Raw genomic sequence first — 5,632 nt, forward strand, 5'->3', positions numbered from 1 at the left:
GGCGGGTTAAACAGCGATGGCCACCCAGTGTCTGGGTGGCCATCGTGAATGGTGTCCGGCGGTGTCCTACTCTCCCACAGGGTCCCCCCTGCAGTACCATCGGCGCTGAGAGTCTTAGCTTCCGGGTTCGGAATGTGACCGGGCGTTTCCCTCTCGCTATAGCCGCCGTAACCCTTGCGACACACCCGCCAGCGAACTGGTGGGGGTCAAATCTTGGGGTTACACGTCTTGCGTGTATTCAATTATGTGCACCACCCCTCACAGGGTGGTGCGGTGCCCGTCTTCTGGGAACCACAAAGTGGACGCGAGCAATCTTCTGACCACTCCTACCAGCCTTTACAACGGTATGAGTGTAGTGATTGTCAAGTTATCGGCTTATTAGTACCGGTCAGCTCCGACAGTCTTTAGTCCTGTCTTCCACATCCGGCCTATCAACCCAGTAATCTGGCTGGGAGCCTCTCCCCCGAAGGGATGGAAATCTCATCTCGAAGCCGGCTTCCCGCTTAGATGCTTTCAGCGGTTATCCGTTCCGAACGTAGCTAATCAGCGGTGCTCCTGGCGGAACAACTGACACACCAGAGGTTCGTCCATCCCGGTCCTCTCGTACTAGGGATAGATCTTCTCAAATTTCCTACGCGCGCAGCGGATAGGGACCGAACTGTCTCACGACGTTCTAAACCCAGCTCGCGTACCGCTTTAATGGGCGAACAGCCCAACCCTTGGGACCTACTCCAGCCCCAGGATGCGACGAGCCGACATCGAGGTGCCAAACCATGCCGTCGATATGGACTCTTGGGCAAGATCAGCCTGTTATCCCCGAGGTACCTTTTATCCGTTGAGCGACAGCGCTTCCACAAGCCACTGCCGGATCACTAGTCCCGACTTTCGTCCCTGCTCGACTTGTCAGTCTCACAGTCAAGCTCCCTTGTGCACTTACACTCGCCACCTGATTGCCAACCAGGTTGAGGGAACCTTTGGGCGCCTCCGTTACTTTTTAGGAGGCAACCGCCCCAGTTAAACTACCCATCAGGCACTGTCCCTGAACCCGATTAGGGTTCGAAGTTAGATATCCAGAGTGACCAGAGTGGTATTTCAACAATGACTCCACGAACACTAGCGTGCCCGCTTCACAGTCTCCCACCTATCCTACACAAGCCACACCGAACACCAATACCAAACTATAGTAAAGGTCACGGGGTCTTTCCGTCCTGCTGCGCGTAACGAGCATCTTTACTCGTAATGCAATTTCGCCGAGTTCGCGGTTGAGACAGCTGGGAAGTCGTTACGCCATTCGTGCAGGTCGGAACTTACCCGACAAGGAATTTCGCTACCTTAGGATGGTTATAGTTACCACCGCCGTTTACTGGGGCTTAAATTCTCAGCTTCGCCTTGCGGCTAACCGTTCCTCTTAACCTTCCAGCACCGGGCAGGCGTCAGTCCGTATACATCGTCTTGCGACTTAGCACGGACCTGTGTTTTTAGTAAACAGTCGCTTCCCACTGGTCTCTGCGGCCATCGAACGCTCCCGGAGCAAGTCCGTTCACGCCTCAGGCCCCCCTTCTCCCGAAGTTACGGGGGCATTTTGCCGAGTTCCTTAACCACGATTCTCTCGATCTCCTTGGTATTCTCTACCTGACCACCTGAGTCGGTTTGGGGTACGGGCAGCTAGAACCTCGCGTCGATGCTTTTCTTGGCAGCATAGGATCACCGATTTCGACTTGCGTCTACCCATCAGATCTCAGGCTGTGTGAACGACGGATTTGCCTATCGTTCGCCCTACATCCTTAGACCGGGACAACCATCGCCCGGCTCGGCTACCTTCCTGCGTCACACCTGTTAATACGCTAAACGCACCAGCACGGGGTCGTACGCTAGGCCCAACGCTTCACCCCGAAGGGATCCATCAGAGGGATTCAGATACTTAGCACTACTGGATTGTCTTGGGCGGTTCTTCGCCGGTACGGGAATATCAACCCGTTGTCCATCGACTACGCCTGTCGGCCTCGCCTTAGGTCCCGACTTACCCAGGGAAGATTAGCTTGACCCTGGAACCCTTGGTCTTCCGGAGGACGGGTTTCTCACCCGTCTTTCGCTACTCATGCCTGCATTCTCACTCGTGTGGCGTCCACGGCTGGTTCACACCGCCGCTTCACTCGCCACACGACGCTCTCCTACCCATCAACACGGCTGGACCACGAAGGCCTACCACAAAATGTCAATGCCACAACTTCGGTGGCGTGCTTGAGCCCCGTTACATTGTCGGCGCGGAATCACTTGACCAGTGAGCTATTACGCACTCTTTCAAGGGTGGCTGCTTCTAAGCCAACCTCCTGGTTGTCTGTGCAACTCCACATCCTTTCCCACTTAGCACGCGCTTAGGGACCTTAGTTGGTGGTCTGGGTTGTTTCCCTCTCGACTATGAAGCTTATCCCCCACAGTCTCACTGCTGCGCTCTCACTTACCGGCATTCGGAGTTTGGCTGACGTCAGTAAGCTTTTGGGCCCCATCGGCCATCCAGTAGCTCTACCTCCGGCAAGAAACACGCAACGCTGCACCTAAATGCATTTCGGAGAGAACCAGCTATCACGAAGTTTGATTGGCCTTTCACCCCTATCCACAGCTCATCCCCTCCATTTTCAACTGAAGTGGGTTCGGTCCTCCACGACGTCTTACCGTCGCTTCAACCTGGCCATGGATAGATCACTTCGCTTCGGGTCTAGACCCTGCGACTGAATCGCCCTATTCGGACTCGCTTTCGCTACGGCTGCCCCACACGGGTTAACCTCGCCACAGAGCACTAACTCGCAGGCTCATTCTTCAAAAGGCACGCCGTCACCCCTACAAGGAGGCTCCGACGGTTTGTAAGCAAACGGTTTCAGGTACTATTTCACTCCCCTCCCGGGGTACTTTTCACCTTTCCCTCACGGTACTTGTCCGCTATCGGTCATCTGGGAGTATTTAGGCTTATCAGGTGGTCCTGACAGATTCACACGGGATTTCTCGGGCCCCGTGCTACTTGGGATACTCTTCACGCCATAACACCATTTCGACTACGGGGCTCGCACCCGCTCTGGCCAGGCATTCAAACCTGTTCGTCTATGATGCGCTGTAACGTTCCGTGCTCGGCAGAACACGACGAAAAGTCCCACAACCCCGACCATGCAACCCCTGCCGGGTATCACACATGGCTCGGTTTAGCCTCTTCCGCGTTCGCTCGCCACTACTAACGGAATCACTGTTGTTTTCTCTTCCTGTGGGTACTGAGATGTTTCACTTCCCCACGTTCCCTCTACCCGCCCTATATATTCAGGCGGGAGTCACCAGGTCACCACAAGGGGCCTGGCGGGGTTTCCCCATTCGGAGATCCTCGGATCACAGCTCGTTTATCAGCTCCCCGAGGCTTATCGCAGATTACGACGTCCTTCTTCGGCTCCAGATGCCAAGGCATCCACCGTTTGCTCTTAAAAACTTGAAAATCACATGAGTTAAGAAACTACAATTCGAAGATTGCAGATTTCAATGATTTGCAGGAACACCCGAAGGCATCCCTGCGCCTCTATCGACCCAACACCCGAAAGTGTTGAATCTAAAGATGCTCGCGTCCACTGTGTAGTTCTCAAAATACGGGCGGTACCCTCCCCCCACACACCCAGGCATGGAGAAAGGATCCAGAAGGTCGACCCGAACCACCCGAAGGCAGCCGGCCCGGTCCCTCAGGACCCAACAGCGTGCATGTGCAAGCCACCCTCCGTACCGTGCGTTCCCAACCCGAAGGCTGTACTGACACGAGACGAACTCGACTTGCACCCAGTTCAATGTTCCACCCATGAGCTACCAGCGAAGACATTCGCTTCGATCTGGCGCCTGGAACACACAACGCTCACAAGGAACGCGGTGTCCAGATGCTCCTTAGAAAGGAGGTGATCCAGCCGCACCTTCCGGTACGGCTACCTTGTTACGACTTAGTCCTAATCACCGATCCCACCTTCGACGGCTCCCTCCCACAAGGGGTTAGGCCACCGGCTTCGGGTGTTACCGACTTTCATGACTTGACGGGCGGTGTGTACAAGGCCCGGGAACGTATTCACCGCAGCGTTGCTGATCTGCGATTACTAGCGACTCCGACTTCATGAGGTCGAGTTGCAGACCTCAATCCGAACTGAGACCGGCTTTTTGGGATTCGCTCCACCTTACGGTATCGCAGCCCTTTGTACCGGCCATTGTAGCATGCGTGAAGCCCAAGACATAAGGGGCATGATGATTTGACGTCATCCCCACCTTCCTCCGAGTTGACCCCGGCAGTCTCCTATGAGTTCCCACCATGACGTGCTGGCAACATAGAACGAGGGTTGCGCTCGTTGCGGGACTTAACCCAACATCTCACGACACGAGCTGACGACAACCATGCACCACCTGTATACCGACCTTGCGGGGCAACCATTTCTGGAAGTTTCCGGTATATGTCAAGCCTTGGTAAGGTTCTTCGCGTTGCATCGAATTAATCCGCATGCTCCGCCGCTTGTGCGGGCCCCCGTCAATTCCTTTGAGTTTTAGCCTTGCGGCCGTACTCCCCAGGCGGGGAACTTAATGCGTTAGCTGCGACACGGAGACCGTGGAAAGGTCCCCACATCTAGTTCCCAACGTTTACGGCGTGGACTACCAGGGTATCTAATCCTGTTCGCTCCCCACGCTTTCGCTCCTCAGCGTCAGTAACGGCCCAGAGAACTGCCTTCGCCATCGGTGTTCCTCCTGATATCTGCGCATTCCACCGCTACACCAGGAATTCCATTCTCCCCTACCGCACTCTAGTCTGCCCGTACCCACTGCAGGCCCGAGGTTGAGCCTCGGGTTTTCACAGCAGACGCGACAAACCGCCTACGAGCTCTTTACGCCCAATAATTCCGGACAACGCTTGCACCCTACGTATTACCGCGGCTGCTGGCACGTAGTTAGCCGGTGCTTTTTCTGCAGGTACCGTCAAACCGAAGTCCTTCTTCCCTACTAAAAGAGGTTTACAACCCGAAGGCCGTCATCCCCCACGCGGCGTTGCTGCATCAGGCTTTCGCCCATTGTGCAATATTCCCCACTGCTGCCTCCCGTAGGAGTCTGGGCCGTGTCTCAGTCCCAGTGTGGCCGGTCACCCTCTCAGGCCGGCTACCCGTCGTCGCCTTGGTGAGCCATTACCTCACCAACAAGCTGATAGGCCGCGAGTCCATCCTTGACCGAAAAACTTTCCACCCGCACCCGATGCCGGGGCAGGTCGTATCCGGTATTAGACGCCGTTTCCAGCGCTTATCCCAGAGTCAAGGGCAGGTTACTCACGTGTTACTCACCCGTTCGCCACTAATCCACCCAGCAAGCTGGGCTTCATCGTTCGACTTGCATGTGTTAAGCACGCCGCCAGCGTTCGTCCTGAGCCAGGATCAAACTCTCCGTAAAAAAATTTACGACAACCAACCCCGAAGAGAAGGAAGTCAAGTTTGACCTCTAGCAAATAAGACATCATTACTGACATCAATTTCCAAAGGAATCCCAACCAGGTCAAAAACCCGGCCGGGGTATAAAATTGGCATTGAACATAGTGCACGCTGTTGAGTTCTCAAGAATCGGACACACCCCGCCTCCACACCAC

3 rRNA genes are annotated in these 5,632 nt (G+C 55.2%); all 3 read right to left on the reverse strand.

Annotated elements, in window-relative coordinates:
• Positions 1-53 precede the first annotated feature (53 nt).
• The 3 genes from rrf to IOC53_RS18330 all read right to left on the reverse strand — a co-directional run bounded on the left by rrf (position 54) and on the right by IOC53_RS18330 (position 5,439).
• Positions 54-170: ribosomal RNA gene (rrf, locus tag IOC53_RS18320) — 5S ribosomal RNA — on the reverse strand.
• Positions 171-358: 188 nt separating this feature from the next.
• Positions 359-3,475, reverse strand: a 23S ribosomal RNA gene (locus IOC53_RS18325).
• A gap of 438 nt (positions 3,476-3,913) precedes the next feature.
• Positions 3,914-5,439: ribosomal RNA gene (locus IOC53_RS18330) — 16S ribosomal RNA — on the reverse strand.
• Together the 16S, 23S and 5S rRNA genes form the textbook arrangement of a ribosomal RNA operon.
• Positions 5,440-5,632: the final 193 nt, after the last annotated feature.

This window comes from Rathayibacter sp. SD072, assembly GCF_017355185.1.
Taxonomy (GTDB): domain Bacteria; phylum Actinomycetota; class Actinomycetes; order Actinomycetales; family Microbacteriaceae; genus Rathayibacter.